The organism is Aetokthonos hydrillicola CCALA 1050 (assembly GCF_017591665.1).
Lineage (GTDB): Bacteria > Cyanobacteriota > Cyanobacteriia > Cyanobacteriales > Nostocaceae > Aetokthonos > Aetokthonos hydrillicola.
Map to the genome: position 1 here is coordinate 1 of NZ_JAAKGC010000065.1, position 17999 is coordinate 17999.

Below are 17999 nucleotides of genomic sequence, written 5' to 3' on the forward strand. Positions count from 1 at the left end.
CTGCTGCTTAGTTTCGGCTAATTTCTTGATCCTGCCGCTTGACTCAGCTTCAAATTTGAAGTTGAGTCCCTCTGTCCTGCCCTTGCTTGTTAACTGCTGGTCGAAACCGGATTAGTCCAAACTCCAGATCTTAATTCAGGGGGCATAGGGCATAGGGCATAGGGCATAGGGCATCGCGCATGGGGTATCGGGTATCAGGTATCGGGGATGGCAGGAAAACTCATGCTTTATCAAGCAGTATTGACTTCCTTCCCAAAGACAGATTTACCGATGATGTAATTCTTCTACTCCATCCCATGCCCCATGCCCCATGCCCCATGCCCCATGCCCCTGTTTACTGCTGAGATTGTGTTTTTTCCTCAAAATGGGGAGCGTAAGCTTGAAGTAAGGCGCTGACTTGCCCCAGTAACATTTCGTTAGTACTTTTACCCCCACCAACAGGCGTTCTATCATCATTAGGTCGATCAATGTTACGAACAATAGCTGCTCCTACTTGTTGAACGATCAATTCTTGCAGTTCAGCTTTGGCTCTTTGACGTTGGTAGTTAGCACCTTCCTCTGTAGTCGCATAAAGAGGAGGTAAACGATTAAGGGCGTAAGCAGCAATGTCTCCAACATCAAGAGAACTTTCGCTAGTCGCTTCAATCTCTGCTACACGGGCGATCGCTTCTGTTAGAACTAATTCTTCCATCACGTTAATAAACTGTTTGCGCGATACCGCCACTACTTCACCAGTTAATAGTGCTCCCATTAGCCGATCCAACGCCATGTACTCTTCTATAGAGAGTTCCACCGCATTATCACAGATGCGCCCGACTTCTGCTTCCATTACTGGTGTCAGATAACCATCCTGGAGAGCTTGCTCTACAATTTTTTCAATACTCATAATGCTCATCATTTTTCAGCCACCCAATAAAGGTAGGGACGGTACCAATCCAATTTATTTTGCCCCAATTGTGTATAAAATCACTAGCAAAAGGTTACTATTTAAATTCTTGGGTTTTCCAAGGTGTTGGGTCAACAGATTGCCCATTGACATATAGACCCCAGTGCAAATGTGGTCCAGTAGAAGCCCCGGTTGAACCAACCGTGCCAATTAATTGACCTGGTTTGACAATATCTCCTTCTTTAACATTAATGTGACTCAAGTGCATAAAAATACTTGTTACTCCTTGACCATGGTCAATGCCAACTACATTGCCGTGAACTCTAAACCCTTGGGAAACTCTTCCTACCAAAGCGACACGTCCACCAGCTGGTGCAACAACAGGTGAACCTGCTGCACCTGCGTAGTCAATGCCACGATGATAATAGTCCTTTGCAAATCTACCATTATAGTAACGGCGTACACCATATATTGTCGTTATTGATCCAGTATTTGGCTTGATAAAAACACCATCCCAATACTTTTCCGGTGTCTGTAACGCCTTAAGAGCTGCTACACGCTTAAGCTCATATTCAGTAGCATCAACCCCGGCTTTTCCTGGAGGTAAATTAATACGCTGCACAGGAAAAGAGCGATCATGCACCAATACCAATAAATTCTGCTCTTTTCCATCTACTATCACCCGGATAACTCTTTTTCCAGGCTTTTCTAATGGTGTTGTGGGGATCAAAGCTCGGTACTCATTTGAACTAATTTCAAATGCTGGGTAAGTGTTTTCACCACTAGCCACTTTGAGAGTTGTGCTAGGAGAAGCAGGATTATCCGGATTAATGATAATCGAAAGTGTATCCCCTAAATGAGGACTAGATGGAGTTATACGTACCTGCAAAGCATTTACAGGTAATGCAAATGCCACTGGAAAAGCAGCGAGTATTCCTAATAAAATATTATTAGTTCTACGCTTTTTCCTTAAATCAGTAGCACTATACGAAATCGGCATAATCAGGAGGTTTGAACAATTATAGTCTCTGTGTTGAAAGACAGACTAGCTTATTATCAGGACTAGTTTGCCAGGTTTAGAATAAAAAATAAATATTAAGTTTTTATCTTTTACAGGCTTTTGTACATAAGGAGGATTTCTCTCATCTACTTACCATAATCATCTAGGTACAAACCTTAAGAAAGGTTAAAACTTTTAAATCTTCTGTTATTCTGACGTATTACTGGACTTAATATGAAGTACTCATTTACAACCTTAATCGTCCTAGTTAGTGCCATAACTATTAGTCAAAGAGTTTATGCGAACGAAGTCAGTGCTCCGGATCACGAAACTTCTTCTGGTAAGGCTGCTGCTCTAGTTACTCAACCAGCTACGATCAATAGTTATCAAGGTAACGCGACTAGCCAAACCAACAGACTAAAACAAATTACTAACTCAATCCCATCAGTACATAATCAACCATCGCTTGACCCTCTCGACTTTCTCAAAGATCCATCTACTTCTTTTAAGAAATTTTTCAACGAAAAGCCTAACCAAACCCCACAGCTTACCACAGTAAACCCCTTGGCAGTTCCTAAACCTCCACTCGATACCAATAATCGTGGAGAAATTAATGTAACAGTATCTCATTTTTAAGGGCATGGGGCATGGGGCATGCCCTATTCCCCATGCCCCATCTTCAACAATTGCCTAGTTTCATAAGCAGCAGCCTTCATTGCGCTTTCTGGAGTCATCCGATTTGTGAGTGCAGCACTGAGGTAACGTTGCAAAATATCGGATGTTTGGTCATATTGGGGAATCGGTGGGCGTAAAACTGCTTTATCTTCTATCTCTAGAAGTTTTGGGTAGTGGGGGTATTTGGCGACAATTTGTGGATCTGTAAATAATGAACGTCGGCTAGGTACAAAACCAGCATTTAAAATGAATTGACGCTGTGCTTGTTCACTTGTTAAGTATTGAATTGCTTTCCAAGCTTCTTGCGGATATTTAGAGGATTTGGCAATTCCTAAACCCCAGCCGCCTAAACTAGCTGCTCCAGCTTCGGGTGTGGTACCTACCATTGGTTTAATGCCAATTTTACCTTTGATAGGAGAATTTGCTGCGTTCGCCAAAGGCCAAACATAAGGCCAACTTCGTAAAAAAGCTGCTTGACCACTTTGGAAAAAGCGTCTTGTATCTTCTTCTATATACGTCGTCACTCCAGGAGGTGAAACTCCTTTTTCAATTGTTTCTTTAAGAAAGGCGATCGCCTGCAATGTTTCTGGTTTATCTAGTCCGACTTCCAAGGTTTTAGGATTCACCCAAAATCCTCCAAAACCTTCTAGTACTTCCACGAACATCGCGGCTAATCCTTCATACTGCCGCCCTTGCCAAACATAACCCCAGTTAATTTTTCCTTGTTTTTGTAAAGCTTGGGAAATTTTAAGTAAATCCGAAAAGGTTTCTGGTGGTTTAAAACCGGCTTGTTTTAGTAAATCTTCTCGATAGTAGAGTACTCCCACATCGCTACGCATGGGAATTCGATATAGTTTACCTTCAACACGTCCTCCCTCTAAATCTTTGGGCGAAAATGCTGCTAACTCTTCTTTTGTGATGCGATCGCTTAAATCTAATAACCATCCAGCAGCCGCAAATTTGGGTGTCCATATTACATCCATGTTAATTAAGTCATACGGAGAATCACCCAAAATAAAAGCTGATGTATAAAGATCTTCGAGCAAATTAGTGGCATTTGGCCCTTCAACTAGATTAATGCGAATGCCTGGGTTTTTTGCTTCAAAGTCCTTAAGTATACCGTTTTTCCACGGTTCAGCATCAGGCGCAGTAATCAACAAATTTAAGACCACTGGTCGTTGAGATATGGCGGGTAAAATCGAAAGTAGGATGATCCCCAATAAAACTGCAAAAAATATTTTTATGTGAATTTTAATTTTTGGTATTCTATGTGCTAAGCCAATTCCCATTTTGCTAAATCCTTTTTTTATCGATGAATACGCGTTGGCAAACTCAAGATAGATTTTTAGAACTGCATTCCCAATGGGTGACAGTAATTGGCGAGCATCTACAGGATGAAACAGGACAAATCCTGGAATATTGGCGGGTGGAAAAAGCAGACTCGGTGATTATTTTACCAATTCAAAGTCAGCACCTAAACAAATGAAAAAAGAGGGATTTTCCCTCTTTTTCACATCTTATTAGTTATTCTGAAAAGAAATTTTCATCATTGGTACTGAACTTAAAGTTCATAACCCACTAATATTTCGCGCTTCTATAACAACAGCAAACAAGTTATTCTTCAATAGCTACGGGAATTTCATCTTCAATAGCTGAGGGAATGTCTTCTTCTACAGCCGGTGGAATTTCCTCAGTTAAAACAACTTCTCCTTCAGGAGAAACTGCTGTAGCTGCGGTAGCACCTTGCTGTTTAGCCAGCATCTGCTCTCGATACCTAGCAGCCATTTCTTCTGCTTTATCGTATACCAGATCACGATTTTTAATCATGTCACCAGGTTCAGGTTCTAGCTGTTTGGTAGACAGCGAAATGCGACCGCGTTCTGCATCCAAGTCAATGATCATAACTTTAACTTCGTCATTGACATTGAACACGCTATGAGGTGTATCAATATGCTCGTGAGAAATCTCGGATATGTGAAGTAGACCACTAACACCACCGATGTCAATAAAGGCACCGTAGGGTTTGATACCACGTACTGTACCAATCACGACTTCTCCGACCTCTAAGCGGTTCATCTTACGCTCAACCAGAGCCCGGCGGTGAGACAGTACGAGGCGGTTACGTTCTTCGTCTACTTCTAAGAACTTTAAAGGTAATTCTTCACCCACTAATTCTTCTTTAGGTTTGCGGGTGCTTATATGAGAACCGGGAATAAAGCCCCGTAATCCTTCAATACGCACCAAAGCACCACCACGATTAGTAGCAAAAACGCCAGAACGAACTGTAGCATCTTCTGCTTGGAGCTGACGTACTCTTTCCCAAGCCCGCATATATTCAATACGGCGAATGGAAAGCGTTAACTGACCGTCTTCGTTTTCATCTGTAAGAATGAAAAATTCACGCGTTTCGTTTGATTGTAGAACTTCATCCGGGCTATCCACCCGGTTGATAGACATTTCTTGTATAGGTATATATGCTGCCGTCTTAGCACCTATGTCAATCAGTGCGCCGCGTGGCTCTATACTGAAAACTGTACCTGGTACGATATCGCCCGGGCTAAAGTGATAATCGTACTTGTCAAGTAGAGCAGCGAAATCGTCGTGAGTAAATCCAATTTCAGTAGCGGTTAATTTCTGATTGACCATGCTGATTGTTTCCTGGTTTTGTTCTCCGTAAAGTTTTTGCCACAAGCGCGATGTATATGCAAAGGCCTTTCGGGCAAGCTACACCTACATCCTTTCTTATCCTAGCGCACAAAAACAGATCTGGGCACGCGTTATCTGCCAGACAGTGAATTATATCAAATATTTCTTAATTGATCATTAGTCTTGAGTAAGAGGGAGTAGGGGGCATAGGGCATGGGGCATAGGGCATTGCGTATTGGGCAATACATAGAACATATCAATTATGCCGGGAAATCTTTAGTGCTAAAAAAATTTAAATACTGAAAATAGCCTTTTTTTCTACCATGCCCCATGCCCCATGCCCCATGCCCCATGCCCTATGCCCTATGCCCCATGCCCCATGCCCTATGCCCTATCCCCAATTAAAAATAACCGCTGTCATTAATTATACTAAGCAGCGGTTAAAAATTTTTAAAATTTAGCTATTAAGAGGTAATAGCTAACTAAATTATTCGTCTTTCTTCTCTATGCGAGGGGGTTCGCGAAACGCGATCGCAAAGAATAAAGTCCCTATTGCTAGGGTCAAAACCAAGATGTACGCTACGCTTTCCATATCAAAATTTCCTACCTATCCAGCCCACAATGATAGTGTATCAAGCTACAACGAATATGAGCCAACAAGGTTGGGCATGGGGTTCTTAAACAGTTATCAGTTATCAGTTATCAGTTATCAGTCCAGAGTAATGTGTTTATCGCAACGCCAAACACTGCACTATACGTCTTGATTACTGAGCACTGTTTACTGTTCACTGTTGCTATGCCCCATGACCCTAGTTGCTAGACTGCTTCTTTCTTCCTAGTGGTCAAGTCACCAACTTTTTGGAAGACACCGAATTCAACTTGCTCCTCTAAGTCTGGGTCGATACCAGCAAACACATCTCGGAATAGTGTCCGAGATCCGTGCCAAATATGACCAAAGAAGAATAGTAGAGCAAATACGGCGTGACCAAAGGTGAACCAACCTCTTGGAGAACTGCGGAATACACCATCAGGTTTAATGCCGGTACTTTGACCACCATCAAATGAGAAGGGTTCGCCAAGCTGTGCTAGACGAGCATATTTCTTGACGTCGACTGGATCTGTGAATTTTTGACCACCCAGATCGCCACCGTAGAAATCTACAGTCACACCAACTTGCTCAAAGCTGTACTTAGATTCTGCACGACGGAAGGGGATATCCGCACGGACAACACCGTCTGCATCAGTAAGAACTACTGGGAATGTTTCAAAGAAGTTGGGAAGACGTCTTACAAACAATTCTCTTCCTTCAGCATCTTTGAATACTGGGTGACCAAGCCAAGATACAGCAACACCATTGGTGTTGTTCATCGGACCTACCCTAAACAAACCACCTTTTGCGGGGCTATTGCCCACGTAATCGTAGAAGGCAAGTTTTTCAGGAATTGCGGACCAAGCTTCAGTCGGGGTTGCGCCTTCAGCAATATTAGCTTCTACGCGACGGTTAATTTCTTGCCTGAAGTAGTCCTGATCCCACTGATAACGGGTAGGACCAAACAGTTCAATCGGGGTGGTGGCGCTACCGTACCACATCGTACCTGCAACAACGAATGCTGCGAAGAATACGGCTGCAATACTGCTAGAAAGTACAGTTTCAATATTCCCCATCCGTAAGGCTTTGTAGAGCCTTTCAGGCGGTCGTACTGTTAGGTGGAATAAACCAGCAATAATGCCAACGATACCAGCGGCAATGTGGTGAGCTACGACACCACCAGGGTTATAAGGGTTAAAGCCATCTGGTCCCCATTCTGGCGCTACTGGTTGTATGTGACCAGTTAAACCGTAAGCGTCAGAAACCCACATACCCGGGCCAAATAGTCCCGTGAGGTGGAAAGCACCAAAACCAAAACACAATAGACCGGATAAGAACAAGTGAATGCCAAACATTTTTGGCAAGTCGAGAGCTGGTTGACCTGTACGGGGATCTTGGAAAAGTTCCAAATCCCAGTAAACCCAGTGCCAAACAGCAGCTAGGAAAAGTAAACCTGAAAGAACAATGTGAGCGGCGGCGACTCCTTCAAATGACCAGAAACCAGGATCAGTTGATGGACCGCCAGTAACATTCCAACCACCCCAAGATTGGGTAACACCTAAACGTGCCATAAAGGGTAGCACGAACATTCCTTGACGCCACATGGGGTTGAGTACTGCATCACTGGGATCATAAATAGCTAGCTCATATAAAGCCATTGAACCAGCCCAGCCTGCTACTAAAGCTGTGTGCATCAAGTGTACAGAAATCAATCGCCCCGGATCATTCAGAACGACCGTGTGTACTCGGTACCAGGGTAGTCCCATCGACTACGCTCCTCCTCGATGATTTTTGTTTACAAAGTAATTTTCTTACCAGTTGGTTACAAGCAGCGGAAGCCACAAATCGTGTCTTCTATGATTGTTTTTTGTTATTGCCATTTTAAATTTATCCCACCTTATGTTCTTATGAACGGTACTGTGTGGGTTTTTTGGCAAAAATGAGAATGTTTTAAAAAGTGTAACTATATGATGGATCTCTTTGCAAGCGTGGAAATAGGAGCTTTTACGTAGCATGGGGCATGGGGCATGGGGCATGGGGCATAGGGCATGGGGCATAGGGCATAGGGCATAGGGCATAGGAACAGGGGAGAAAAATTATATTCAGTAAATCGGTCGGTCTTTGCGAAGGAGCCAATACTGCATATGATTTGCCTTTTTTTCCTACCCTACTCTCCCATGCCCGATGACGCCAGGTGCTTTATGCTGGGAAACCCGTCCACCGCACTGGCTCCCCCGTGCCCTGTGCCCGATGCCCCATGCCCTATTACTGCACAACAGATTGGATATTTTGCAGTTGGCACCTGGCTTCAGCAGTACCCAAACGCTCAATCACTTGTTCCGCACTCATTAAACGCTTGAGTACTACTTGACCGATGCTTTGACTGGGTGTACCTACTGGTACTAGTGTTTTTGGTTTGACCTCGACAGTTAAAATGGCATCTTCAACCCGATATAGCCATAGCACTTCGCCTTGCTCTATCAAGCAAATATTCATTTGCTGGATTTCTGGCTGGCGTCGCCATGCTGTTACCTGCCACAGTCCATCAGATGCCCATACTCTGCCAACTGTCCAACCCTCAGATAGAAAGAAGTACTTCACGCTGTTAGTCTCGCTATTAGGTTGTTGCTGTTTGTCAATCTAGAATCATCCACTTTAACAGGAGTAGTATCAATGCTCTCCTCTGCTCACCATTATTTAAATAGCTTAAGCTCGTGGAAAAGCTTAACCAACTTACACCCTGGATAATTATGAATTTAAAACAAATTTAGTAAATATTTGTATTTTTAATTAAATAAAAACCTTTTCAATGAATCGCTTTTACACCATTACATACAAGTTGGAATTTTTCTATGAAATAACTATAAAAAATTTTACAAATCTTTTAGAGACGCATCATATAGTACAATATCTGACCACTGTCGTTTAAAAATTCCAATGCTATGACCTGGTTTTCCTTGTTCGTCAAACGGTGGGGCAAAGTTACAAAATTTCTTTCTTTATTTTGCTTATGTTTGTTTTTGGTCGAGAGTTGCAGCACACCCCAACAACCAAATACACAACCATTATCTAGTTCTGCTAACACCGCAACGGGGGATAGTCGGATAACTATAGGTACGACACAGAAACCGCGTACTCTTGATCCAGCAGATGCTTATGAATTAGCGTCTCTCGCTTTAGTTTACAACATGAGCGATCGCCTCTACACCTATGAACCAGGTAAAACTGAAATCAAACCTCAGTTAGCGACAGCATTACCCAAAGTTAGTCCTGATGGTTTAACTTACACAATTCCTCTAAGAAAAGGAGTTTTGTTTCACGACAATACTCCTTTTAATGCTAAAGCAATGGAGTTGAGCATTCAACGCTTTATCGGAAACGGTGGTAAACCATCTTTCTTACTCAAAGATATCGTAGCTTCAGTAAAAGCCACAGCCGACTATGAGTTAACAATCAAGTTGAAAAAACCGTTTGCAGCATTTCCGTCACTACTAGCATTTTCTGGTGTTTGTCCAGTTTCACCTAAAGCTTACGAAGTTGGTACAGGGAAATTTAAACCGAATATCTTTATCGGGACTGGTCCTTATAAATTAGCAAAATTTGGTACTGATTCACTACAGTTTGATGTCTTTGACAAATACTGGGGAGAAAAACCAGTGAATAAAGGCATTAATGTTCAAATTCTTAGCAGTCCAGCGAATTTATTTAACACATTTCGGACTGGTGCCGTAGATGTAGCTTACTTGTCTCTAGAACCTGACCAAATTCGTAGCTTGGAGCAAAGCGCCAAAACAGGTGATTGGCAAGCAATTACTGCTGAGGGTAGTGTAGTAAGTTACATGGTTTTAAACCGCAATCAAAAGCCGTTAGATAAGCCAGAGGTTCGACAAGCTGTGGCGTTGCTAATCGATCGCCCATTAATTATGCAGCGAGTTTTATATGGTCAAGCACAACCGTTATACAGCATGGTACCAACAACATTTAATGTTTACCAATCCGTTTTTAAAGATAAATACGGTGATGGGAACTCTGATAAAGCTAAACAATTGCTAACCACTGCTGGCTTCTCAAAAGCAAATCCTGCAAAATTACAAGTTTGGTATCCTACTAGTTCGCCTACCCGTGCTTTAGCTGCTCAGACAATTAAAGCTCTTGCTGATCAAAAGATGGACGGAATGCTGCAACTTGAAATTAGCCCTGTTGAAGGTGCTACGTTCTTCAATAAAATTACCAAAGGTTTTTATCCAGTGGCTTTACTTGATTGGTATCCAGACTTTTTGGATGCAGATAACTACATCCAGCCATTTTTAGATTGTCCAAAAGGTTCAGATGCAAAAGGATGCCAAGAAGGTGGAAGTCAATCTCAGGGGTCATTTTACTACAGCGAGACAATGAATAAGTTAATTGCTCAACAACGCCGAGAACAAAACCCCGAAGCACGTAAGAAAATTTTCGCCGATATTCAAGCGTTAGTCGCAACAGATGTTCCTTACGTTCCTTTATGGCAAAACAAAGACTATGTTTTTGCTCGTAAAGGTGTTAGCGGTGTTACACTTGACCCCACCCAAAATCTTATTTACAAAACAATTAAAAAATAGTCATGTCTCGCTCTAGAGCTTTACAATATTACATCATCATGCGTTTACTTTTAGCGCCACTGATGTTATGGACGATCACGACAATAGTATTTCTTTTGCTGCGTGCAACTCCAGGAGATCCAGCAGATGCTATTCTAGGCGGACGTGCACCGGAAAGTGCTAAAGAAGAATTGCGAAAACAACTGGGTTTGAACCTTCCGTTGTGGCTACAGTACCTGAATTATCTTGGGCAACTGCTACGCTTAGATTTAGGCACTTCCTTGACGAGTCGGGGACAACCAGTGTGGGAAGTTATTGGGCAATATTTCCCAGCTACGATGGAGTTAGCGTTTTGCAGTATGGCGATCGCTCTCATAGTCGGGATTGGAATTGGTACTCTTTCTGCTTCCCGTCCTGGAACTTTTATTGATGTCGGAGGGAGATTATTTGGTATAATCACGTACTCCCTCCCCATGTTTTGGATGGGGATGATTCTGCAATTAATTTTCTCAGTCCAGCTAGGTTGGTTTCCATTAGGAACACGCTTTCCTTCATCTTTAGCCACCCCCGCTGGTTTCACTGGTTTGTATACAATAGATAGCCTCTTGAGTGGAAACTTCACCCAATTTTTCACTGCATTACATTATCTTGCCCTTCCTAGTATCACTTTGGGGGTGCTGCTTAGTGGTATTTTTGAGAGAATTGTCCGAGTTAATTTAAAGCAAACCCTACGAGCGGATTATGTTGAAGCAGCGAGAGCAAGAGGAATTCCTGAAAGAAAAATTTTAGTTTCCCATGCTCTAAAAAATGCTTTAATTCCTGTGGTTACTGTCTTAGGTTTGACCTTCGCGTCTTTGTTAGGTGGAGCAATTTTAACAGAAGTTACATTCTCTTGGCCTGGATTAGCAAATAAACTCTATGAAGCTATTTCGTTGCGAGATTATCCTACAGTACAGGGAGTACTCGTATTTTTCGCAGTGATTGTTGTATTTGCTAGTATTTTGATCGATATCCTCAATGCGTATATAGATCCACGGATTAAGTATTGAAAACTTAGTTACGTATAATATTTGGGGCAGGAATATTTTGATACTCTTGCCCCTACTTTACAGCTATTATCTACTTATTAAAAGCATCCTTGATGTTATCAACAGCCTGTTCGACAACATTCTTTGTTTTATCTACTGCGGTTTTTGTACGAGCTGCATCTTCGTTTGCTCGTCTCTCAATTCGACCAGCATCTCTTTTTGCTTTACGCTCTATATAGCTGCCACTATCATCTGCTTCGTCAACGCGAGCAGCATTTGTACGTGCGGCTTCCTTAACCTTTTGTTTTGTATCTTCGATGAAACCCTTGGCTCTCCCTGCATCTTTACTGACTTTATTTTGAACTTGATCGCCTAAATCTGACGATGCAATTAAGTTAACAGCAGGATCAGCCATTGCGGCGGTATTAGAGAAAAAGGTACCGTTCCAAGCGAAGGCGATCGCTATCACACAAAGCAGAGTTGTAGCCAGAAAACGTCCTACAGTAGAGAGCCGTTTCGTAAAATAATTGAGTTTCATAGAATACAATTTCCTTGAGATTTAGCATCCTATTTTTACGTCATCTGGTTCAGTGGCTAAATCTTTCCTCGGACTGAAGTTCATCTCGCCGTAAGTTGTAAGTCACAAATCAAGATAATTTTTTGACCACAAGCTTGCTGCTGTAATTTTGCTAGCGTAGCTATATAGGTTTTATCACTCAGCTATTAGCGGCTGGGTGAAAGAGGTTTTATATGGCTCGTTCAAATCTAAGTCGCCGGGAAAATGTCAGTGGCGATTTTTATGTCGATACTTCCTGCATTGATTGTGATACATGCCGTTGGATGGCTCCACAGGTGTTTATAGAAGCAGGTGAACAATCAGCAGTTTATCACCAACCAGTTAACGACACAGAAAGATTACTAGCACTGCAAGCTTTGTTGGCTTGTCCTACTAGTTCGATTGGCACAATTGAGACGCCTAAAGATATTAAAGCCGCTCAACAAACTTTTCCGATTCTTATAGAAGAAAACGTTTATGATTGCGGCTATCATTCAGAGAAATCCTATGGCGCTACCAGCTACTTTATTAAGCTACCAGAAGGGAATATTTTAGTTGATTCTCCTCGTTTTGCACCCCCGTTGGTCAAGCAGTTCGAGAATATGGGGGGAATACGTTATATGTACTTAACCCATAGAGATGATGTTGCTGATCACCGAAAATTTGCTGAACATTTTAACTGTAGTCGCATTCTTCATCGGGACGACATCACATCTGGTACTCAGGATGTAGAAATACAACTTACTGGGACAGAGTCATTTGAACTGAGTCCTGATTTATTAATTATCCCAGTTCCAGGTCATAGCAAAGGGCATACTGTTTTATTGTACAAAAACAGGTTCCTGTTTACTGGTGACCATCTAGCGTGGTCTGATGAACTAAATCAGCTGATTGCCTTTCGTGATTACTGCTGGTATTATTACCCAGAACAAATTAAGTCAATGCGTAAATTGGCTAATTTTTCCTTCACATGGGTTTTGCCAGGTCACGGGCGTAGATACCATGCTGATACCTACGAAATCATGACCCAGCAGATGAACAAGTGTATTCAGTGGATGGAATCAGCTTAACAATACTTTATTTAGAGTAGTCATTGGTGATGTATTAACGAATAATGGTTGTTTCAAACCTGTAGGGGCGTAGCCTCTGGCTTCTCGCAGAGTATGGCATTCGCCCTTACAATGGACGAGAATACCCTCAGTTTGTCAAAAAATTCTCTGTTAAGGCGCTATTAAGTCCTGCACCATATCTGATAGTTTGTGTCAATGCGTAAATCCTAAAAGCTTTCTCTTTGCAGTGCCAGTATACTTCATTTATCTGACAGCTACTGTGATTTAAGTTACTGATAAACTAGCTATTCAATTAAACCATTTAATATGTTAAAGAAAAAAGGAATATGGTTTTCTACACTGCACTCTTGCTCTGAGTAAAATTTTCCTATTTCTAGTGATAACATATCTCTAAATATCTGCTCCGAACGCTTCCAATCACTTGGAGGCTGAATTTTATTCCAATATTTTTTTGCTTTGATTATTGTCAATAGGGCTAAAATTAGTTGTTGTTTTTGAAAATCATCTTTACTTTTCTTATACTCACATTTCCATAAATTTTGAAATTCACTTGCGTCATAACAATCTATATCTAAGCAGTAACTTATACGATTAAATGCTCTTTGCCAGTTTTTATGCAAATCAGCATCTTGACAAAGCTCATCAACTATATCTGAATATATTTGTTCTATTTCAATTGAATTACCGTAATAATTTGGTGGATTTAAATAGTTACTGTACACTGATTGGATATCAGGAGTCAAAAAATATGCTTCTTTATGAATTAAACCTGTCACCCATATACGATGAACTTTCGAATTTTTCTCATTGACTTTACCTTGATCATAAAGATGATAGAAAATACTTTCAGTATCATCGAACTGGTAATTATTGTTAATATCTGCTTTTTGAATATCCAAATCAACGATAGCAAACAGTTTATTCGGATTTAAATAAGATTGATGGGGAATCTCATTTTGTAATTCTAAAAGTTGAAAAAATGTATTTAATACGTCTTGGCGACTACCACAATTTATTAATTGTGGTCTATATGTTTTCCAAGATTTAGGAACACAAGCATTATAAAAGTTTGCATCAGGCATTTGTTCCATTTGTTTATATACTTGTGGTGATAATCTACTCTCAATTTTTTGAATATTACCTTCACAGAGTACAACAATTTTATTTTTTATTCTACTTAGTTGGAGAATATTTTTACAGTGGAGCTTTAGCTCACTTTCATTAAGGCTCATACTGAGATATAAGTTATTTATTGTGCATTTTTTGTAAGCTTTGGTTCTAGTTCCTTAACATGGGCAGGTGTTACTGCTTGGCAAAGTTCGTAAGAATGAGTAGCAAGGATATACTGATTACTAGGCGACCATTGTTCAATATCTCTAACTATTTGATATTGCCAATCCGGATGAAATGCTATTTCAATTTCGTCCATTAAGACAATTGAATTTTCTATTTTATTGTGTTTGAGCCACATATAAATGCACAATCTTTTTAATTCACCGTGACTTAAGTCTTCAGGATACAGTTCTATGTCATCTGCATCTACTTTAAATGTCACTCCGGACAAGTCATTATTAATATTTATATTTTTATTGCTTAAAACAAAATTTAAATCTTCTAACAATTGTTTATAATTCGAACCGTATTCTCCTGTTTCTATAGCCTGCCTAAAATCTATATCGCGAGCTTTTATGAAAGATTCAATGAGAATATCTATAGCTAAAAAATCATATGTAAAAAATCCTGGAATTTTAGGTTTTTCTTTTCTTAACTGTGTGTAATAGTCATTTTGTCTCAACTCTTTTTGACTTTGGGATTTAAATAATAATTTTCTTGAATCTGGAGGTAGAAAAAGAAAAACTTGAGATACATGTGCAGCTAAAAAAGTTCTTTCTGATACTCTTTCTAGAAAAACTGTTGCTTCATCAATATCTATATTTTTGAATGAGCAAATTAATATTTCTCTTTCTTCGTCATGAAAATTACTTGGATTATCACATATATATATCATGTTTTTTTCTTTTAGAATCTGTATTAAAAGAATTTGATTATCTTTAAATCTTGCCTTTAGTTCGTTAATTTCTATATTCAAATCATTTAATATTCCTCTTGTCAAAGAAAGTATTTTTTCAAGATAGTTGTTTGATAATCTACTTTCTATAGGCGTATTTATTTTAAAATCACTAAGATAAGAAATAATGCGTCGAAATCTTTGATTCCGTCGTAAAAAATTTTCTACCTTTAAATTTTCTAACTTCTGCAATATATTTTTTAACATCAATACATTATGCTGAGAACTTTTATTTTCCTCTATGTCTATTAGATCTTCATAAATCACTTCCATACTTTTAATAATTTTTTCTAAAGATAAAATTTTGATCTCCCATTTTTGTAATTCCTTATAAGGAGATACAAAAATTTCTTCTTCTTCCATTTCGATGGATTTACCCTTGAATAAGCTCTCAATAAAAGATTCTCTAGAACAAAAAAATTCTAGTTCTACTGTTTTATTTCCTTCCCATATATCAATTTTTGCCAAGATTCTTCTGTCTGAGTTTTTATAGATATTAAAACCACTCAGTAGGTTTTTCAGAAAAATTATTCTATCTGGATTAATAGAACAATGTAATAATACAAAAATTAATTGTAAAAGTGTACTTTTACCGCCTCCATTCAGACTACCAAGGGGAAAAATACTAGGATTAAATTCTTTCTCAAAAGAGATTTCGACATTTTTTAAAACACGAAAATCGGGAACACAAATCTTTTCTAAAAACATAAAACACCTCTGATGAATAGTAGCTTTTAACCATCAAGATAGGCTGAAGAACTTCGGAATACTTCTTTAGCTTGAGATTTATTATGGCTGATTCTGAAATACCTTGGCTATGAAATAATTAATAAATATAGAGGGTTCCTATTTGATATTTGAAATACACGTAGAGTAGGTAACACACTATTCCTAGCTTTCGGTGCGTTACGCTGTGCTAACACACCCTACCAAGATGTTTTTAATCTAATAGGATTGCTGTATTTATTTCCTGTCATCAATGTTGATAATTTAGAATAAGCAGACCGAGTTATTTCATCATGCTCAGTTTTGTTGGGATACAGCAACTATACATATAGTATTTGATACTTTATTTGTAACCGTATAAATACCCCTCAACTGTGTAAAACTATCATCTAATAGCTATTCAAAAACTTTTTGTGAGATGCGAAGCTATTAGGAGGAAGAATCTTTTAACCGTACTAAAAACTTTGAAATACATAAGCAAAGCCGTAAACACTAAGTGCGAGAAATAACAATGCTACAACTTGATTGGCTCGCATTTCTGGTGAGGGTGCGATCGCCTCTCTCACTAATATCGAAATAGACGCCCCTACAAGAAAGCTCAAGCCAAGTACCATATAAGGCATATCTGGAAGAAAAGTCCAAATTATTAGCAAGACAAGCGCAAGCAATACAATCACCATCTCAATAAACCGAGGTGGATTATATTGGCTAGATAAAATCAGCGTGTTTACCCAAAAATTCCAAAATCTCATAATGATTTAGAAGTAGTTGGAAAAAATTCTTTTATGGGGCATGGGGTTATTAACAGTTATCAGTTATCAGTTATCAGTCAAGAATAATGTGTTTAGAGGAACACAAAAGACCTCACCATAAGCCTTGATCACTGATAACTGTTTACTGTTCACTGATTACCCCTGCTCCTCTGCTCTCGGCTCTTCAGCTACCCACAGCTAACTTTTGCCCTGTTCCGTTGGTTTGTGTTGCATCTGCTGATGGAATTTCAATGCCGAAAACACGGCTGACGGTTTTTTCAACCTTATAACCAGAGTCAATTGATTCTAAAGGATCTTTACGCAGCCTATGACGTAAGCAAAGAGTAATCACACGGCGAATATCATCAACAGTGACTTCAGTACGCCCTTCAAATGCAGCTATAGCTTTGGCTGCACGGTTAGTAACTATATCACCCCGCAAACCATCAACATTTAGTTCTGAACAAACTTCAGAAATTTTTACCCGGAGGTCATAATCTATTGAAACCGAAGGTAAAAGGCTCTGAGCATTAATGATTTTCTGCTGCAGTGCTTCTTGGTGAGGTTTACAGTTGTCGACAAATTCTTGGGGGTTGGCGTCGAATTCTGCCCGTTGTTCGACGATTTGCACTCGTAATGCTGGTTCTTTAACCGTGTGGATCTCGGCGTGCATTCCAAAACGGTCAAGCAATTGAGGGCGTAGTTCACCTTCTTCTGGGTTACCAGAACCTACAAGAACAAAACGAGCGGGGTGACGAATAGAAATACCTTCCCGTTCTACAGTGTTCCAACCACTAGCAGCGGAGTCGAGTAAAACGTCGACTAAATGGTCATCTAGCAAGTTAACTTCATCGACGTAGAGAATACCACGGTTAGCTTTTGCTAGTAATCCTGGTTCAAAGGCTTTGACACCCTCAGATAGGGCTTTTTCTATATCAATAGTGCCGCAAACACGATCTTCTGTAGCTCCCAATGGCAAATCTACCATTTGGACTTTTTTCTGAACTACAGGAAGCTCCGCCTCTTCTTCTACTAGTTTGCGAACTTCATCACTCATTAAATCAGGATCTTTTGGATCGCTGTTGAATGGATCATTAGCAACAACTGGGATTTCTGGAAGTAAATCAGCCAAAGCCCGGATTGTTGTGGATTTACCGGTACCGCGATCGCCCATGATCATAACACCACCAATCTTGGGATCAATCACGTTCAACAGCAGCGCCAGTTTCATTTCTTCCTGACCCACAATTGCCGTAAAAGGAAATACCACGCGCCGCGCACTTGCCTTGACTTGAGCAGTATGACTCACTAAAATTAACCTTTATCAATATCTTTATTCTTACCGTTTTTCATTGTGCCATAGATAGGCTCGCTGTGCGGAAGTCAAAAAGAGGGAGCAACCCCTACGGGGAAGTCAAAAGTCAAA

Annotated in this window: 17 protein-coding genes; 5 read left to right on the top strand and 12 right to left on the bottom strand. The window is 40.1% G+C overall.

The annotated features are described in order from the left end of the window. Positions 1–334: 334 nt before the first annotated feature. A complete protein-coding gene (locus tag G4P69_RS25580; protein WP_208352093.1) occupies positions 335–886 on the bottom strand; it encodes a late competence development ComFB family protein in 552 nt (183 codons plus the stop codon). Positions 887–983: 97 nt separating this feature from the next. Continuing rightward, positions 984–1886, bottom strand: a complete 903-nt coding sequence (locus tag G4P69_RS25585) for a M23 family metallopeptidase (RefSeq protein ID WP_208352095.1) — start codon at positions 1884–1886, stop codon at positions 984–986. A gap of 234 nt (positions 1887–2120) precedes the next feature. Here G4P69_RS25585 and G4P69_RS25590 point away from each other — a divergent pair, with 234 nt between their 5' ends. Further along, the gene (locus G4P69_RS25590) at positions 2121–2522 is read left to right on the top strand and encodes a hypothetical protein (RefSeq protein WP_208352097.1); all 402 of its coding nucleotides are present in this window, start codon (positions 2121–2123) and stop codon (positions 2520–2522) included. A 23-nt stretch (positions 2523–2545) separates the two neighbouring features. Here G4P69_RS25590 and G4P69_RS25595 read toward each other — a convergent pair whose 3' ends face one another. Beyond that, on the bottom strand, positions 2546–3850 hold the full coding sequence (locus tag G4P69_RS25595; protein WP_208352099.1) for an ABC transporter substrate-binding protein: 1305 nt from the start codon (positions 3848–3850) through the stop codon (positions 2546–2548). Between the two features lie 23 nt (positions 3851–3873). Between G4P69_RS25595 and G4P69_RS25600 the strand changes: the two genes are divergently transcribed. After that, positions 3874–4047, top strand: coding sequence for a hypothetical protein (locus tag G4P69_RS25600; protein WP_243903058.1), 174 nt, complete (start codon positions 3874–3876; stop codon positions 4045–4047). A gap of 128 nt (positions 4048–4175) precedes the next feature. On the opposite strand, the gene G4P69_RS25605 is transcribed toward G4P69_RS25600, so the two are convergent. The 4 genes from G4P69_RS25605 to G4P69_RS25620 all read right to left on the bottom strand — a co-directional run bounded on the left by G4P69_RS25605 (position 4176) and on the right by G4P69_RS25620 (position 8397). Next, a complete protein-coding gene (locus tag G4P69_RS25605; protein WP_208352102.1) occupies positions 4176–5207 on the bottom strand; it encodes a 30S ribosomal protein S1 in 1032 nt (343 codons plus the stop codon). A 487-nt stretch (positions 5208–5694) separates the two neighbouring features. Further along, the gene (locus G4P69_RS25610) at positions 5695–5799 is read right to left on the bottom strand and encodes a photosystem II reaction center protein T (protein WP_208352104.1); all 105 of its coding nucleotides are present in this window, start codon (positions 5797–5799) and stop codon (positions 5695–5697) included. 224 nt (positions 5800–6023) lie between these two features. Then, positions 6024–7562, bottom strand: a complete 1539-nt coding sequence (psbB, locus tag G4P69_RS25615) for a photosystem II chlorophyll-binding protein CP47 (protein WP_208352107.1) — start codon at positions 7560–7562, stop codon at positions 6024–6026. Between the two features lie 499 nt (positions 7563–8061). After that, on the bottom strand, positions 8062–8397 hold the full coding sequence (locus tag G4P69_RS25620; RefSeq protein ID WP_208352110.1) for a hypothetical protein: 336 nt from the start codon (positions 8395–8397) through the stop codon (positions 8062–8064). A 341-nt stretch (positions 8398–8738) separates the two neighbouring features. Between G4P69_RS25620 and G4P69_RS25625 the strand changes: the two genes are divergently transcribed. Beyond that, positions 8739–10394, top strand: a complete 1656-nt coding sequence (locus G4P69_RS25625; RefSeq protein WP_208352114.1) for an ABC transporter substrate-binding protein — start codon at positions 8739–8741, stop codon at positions 10392–10394. Between the two features lie 2 nt (positions 10395–10396). Next, positions 10397–11422, top strand: a complete 1026-nt coding sequence (locus tag G4P69_RS25630; RefSeq protein ID WP_208352116.1) for an ABC transporter permease — start codon at positions 10397–10399, stop codon at positions 11420–11422. A 70-nt stretch (positions 11423–11492) separates the two neighbouring features. Here G4P69_RS25630 and G4P69_RS25635 read toward each other — a convergent pair whose 3' ends face one another. Next, on the bottom strand, positions 11493–11939 hold the full coding sequence (locus tag G4P69_RS25635; protein ID WP_208345903.1) for a hypothetical protein: 447 nt from the start codon (positions 11937–11939) through the stop codon (positions 11493–11495). 212 nt (positions 11940–12151) lie between these two features. On the opposite strand from G4P69_RS25635, the gene G4P69_RS25640 reads away from it, so the two are divergent. After that, positions 12152–13027, top strand: a complete 876-nt coding sequence (locus G4P69_RS25640) for an MBL fold metallo-hydrolase (protein WP_208352128.1) — start codon at positions 12152–12154, stop codon at positions 13025–13027. Positions 13028–13311: 284 nt separating this feature from the next. On the opposite strand, the gene G4P69_RS25645 is transcribed toward G4P69_RS25640, so the two are convergent. The 4 genes from G4P69_RS25645 to bchI form a co-directional block, all read right to left on the bottom strand. Further along, positions 13312–14259 (bottom strand): hypothetical protein, encoded by a 948-nt coding sequence (locus G4P69_RS25645; RefSeq protein ID WP_208352134.1) that lies wholly within the window; start codon positions 14257–14259, stop codon positions 13312–13314. Between the two features lie 17 nt (positions 14260–14276). Next, positions 14277–15803, bottom strand: coding sequence for an AAA family ATPase (locus tag G4P69_RS25650; protein ID WP_208352136.1), 1527 nt, complete (start codon positions 15801–15803; stop codon positions 14277–14279). A gap of 473 nt (positions 15804–16276) precedes the next feature. Continuing rightward, the gene (locus tag G4P69_RS25655; RefSeq protein WP_208352139.1) at positions 16277–16573 is read right to left on the bottom strand and encodes a hypothetical protein; all 297 of its coding nucleotides are present in this window, start codon (positions 16571–16573) and stop codon (positions 16277–16279) included. 184 nt (positions 16574–16757) lie between these two features. Then, a complete protein-coding gene (gene bchI / locus G4P69_RS25660) occupies positions 16758–17882 on the bottom strand; it encodes a magnesium chelatase ATPase subunit I (RefSeq protein ID WP_208352148.1) in 1125 nt (374 codons plus the stop codon). Between the last annotated feature and the right edge of the window lie 117 nt (positions 17883–17999).